This is a genomic window from Algoriphagus persicinus (assembly GCF_035156415.1).
In the GTDB taxonomy this organism is placed as follows: Bacteria; Bacteroidota; Bacteroidia; order Cytophagales; family Cyclobacteriaceae; genus Algoriphagus; species Algoriphagus persicinus.
Genome location: NZ_JAYEEY010000062.1, coordinates 1 through 2200 on the forward strand (window position 1 = coordinate 1; position 2200 = coordinate 2200).

4 protein-coding genes are annotated in these 2200 nt (G+C 37.5%); 1 reads left to right on the forward strand and 3 read right to left on the reverse strand.

The window, feature by feature from the left end; all coding sequences use genetic code 11:
• Positions 1-358 (reverse strand): hypothetical protein (locus U3A58_RS21550; protein WP_323826460.1); only part of this gene is annotated, 358 nt, incomplete at its 3' end.
• An 85-nt stretch (positions 359-443) separates the two neighbouring features.
• Between U3A58_RS21550 and U3A58_RS21555 the strand changes: the two genes are divergently transcribed.
• Positions 444-572 (forward strand): hypothetical protein, encoded by a 129-nt coding sequence (locus tag U3A58_RS21555; RefSeq protein WP_323826461.1) that lies wholly within the window; start codon positions 444-446, stop codon positions 570-572.
• Between the two features lie 55 nt (positions 573-627).
• Here U3A58_RS21555 and U3A58_RS21560 read toward each other — a convergent pair whose 3' ends face one another.
• Positions 628-1212, reverse strand: coding sequence for a hypothetical protein (locus U3A58_RS21560; protein ID WP_323826462.1), 585 nt, complete (start codon positions 1210-1212; stop codon positions 628-630).
• A gap of 17 nt (positions 1213-1229) precedes the next feature.
• Positions 1230-2200, reverse strand: a 971-nt coding sequence (locus tag U3A58_RS21565) for an RHS repeat-associated core domain-containing protein (RefSeq protein ID WP_323826463.1), incomplete at its 5' end; no start/stop codon positions are given.

Here is a 2200-nt window from a genome sequence, read left to right on the forward strand (position 1 = left end):
TCACTACTGATGATGCATTGTTTGAGAGATCTTCTATCAATTGCGCAAAAGCAGTTCCCGCCGAACCTGTGGATTCTGGGTCCAAATATTTTGCCCATACTTCTGCTGACACCACATCACCTGGCATGACAGCCAATGATTTGGCCAATCCATAGATCTCATTCCCTGCGCCACTGAGCCTCATTGAATACGTTTTTTCGATCCCATCATCTGTATGATCAAAGATATCCGCATTGATCCGCGTGATCTCCTCATATCGACTGAAATAGGTTTGTTCATACTCTTTGGTGGAAGCATCATCTTCCAGGGTTGCCAAATAAATATCCGGATCTTCAGGTTCGGTTTTAAAAGTGGCCACCCACGTGGTCAAAGTCGTTTTTAAATGACTCTGCCCATTTTTTTGCCCCCTATTTCACTGTTTGACCATTGAAAATAAAAGCCTGATGGAACAGGTAAAACTGATTGCTGAACTCGAACCCGAAGAAAAAAATATGGTCTTTAAAATGATAAACACCTTCATGACCAAAAAGAAGTTCAAGGATTTCTTTCAGAAAAACGTGGCCGCACTGTAAATGCAAAAAGCCCGGCAATGTCAGGCTTTTTGCATTTAAAAATCAACCATTTTCCTCACTTATCAGCAGAATTCGGCATAAAACGAAATGTATTTTCTAAATGAAAAAGCAAAATGACTATTACCGGGGTCCTGTACTCAATATGAATAAAATCACTTTCACTTATTTCATCTATGTAATTTATAACCGCTTCTTTTTCATATCCTAAAGCTTGAAGTTCTGAAGCGTTTGCCAATTGACGTACTATTGATGAATTCAATTTATTTCGCTCCTTAACAACAATTTCGTACGGACAGTCTATCACAATAGATGTTATAAGTAACCCCGATATGCTGCTGAATTCTTTAATTAGTTCATTTTCAGAAAAACTTCCCTTGTTAGAATAAACATATTCTAGGAGTCGCAAGTAATGCTCTTTAGTCACATTCTTCATAAACCCCTCTTTTTTAAACTCCGCTTCAACAAGGGACACCATTTTGTATATGCCCATTTGTGTATTCTCACCATAGACATCTTTGAAAACTTCTGTTGTTTTAAGTTCGGAACACACCTTAATGGCTTCATTTATAATGGACTGACCCTTGCAGGAAGAATGCAAATGAATCATCATCAATAGAATAAATACTCGGATATAAACCATGTTTTCTAATAGAATCTTTAATTATTAAGTCGATTGTAAATTTTTTCACTTCCATTTCTTGGAGATAAAATTATATAATCTTGCATTTTGTTTTTTGTATTTGGATGGTACATATCGAAGAAAAGCAAATCTGTCTGTGGAAAACGATTTCCTGTTGTAGGTTTAATCCTGTATGGGGTGTTCCCTAAAAATATGGATGTACTCGAGCCATCAAATGTAGCAGATCTGTAAACAGGGAGTTGTAACTCCAAAGGTATCGACTGCCCATCAATAGTTATCGAACCGCTAGCGTTCACAACGTTTTTATATTTTGTTCCTCCAAAATAACCAGTGGAATAAAATCCCCAATCTCCTTTCCTTTTTGAGTGATCCATTGCAAAAACTGCCTGATCTATAATCCTCTGATCTGTGGCCATTTTCGAATTTAGATCCAATTTCAAGACATCCTTTCCTGTTACATTTTTTGCCTCTTCTCCTGATATTCTTGTTTCTCCAGCTTTTACTTCTTTACCTCCTACCAATTTGTCTGCCTGTTGTTGAGTTAATCCATATTGATCAGCCAAGGTAGCAGCATTGTCACCTTGTTCAGCGACATAACTTGTATTTCCATTCTCATCAACTTCCGGTTTCCAATCAACTGCTGCCATACCGGTAGGATCTATTTTGTTTATAGGATTATTATCAAAGGCAGCGTATGGCGATTGCCAAGGGAACTCGTGTGCCAACGGATCTACAATCATCCATCTACCTAACCACGGATCTTGCATTCTTGCTCCGAAGTCATACCATTGAGTTTCCTCCTGGATTTCCTTTCCATTGTACAAATACTTGTTTTTTACTCCGCTGATGTAGCTATTAAAGGTTCCGCCAAATGGATAATAATCATCCTTCTGAACAATATCAGTAGGTGTATGGGTTACTTTAAAGTCATCAAAGAAAACTTCCACCGGAGTTGTATTTTCATTGGATAAATAAATATACACATATC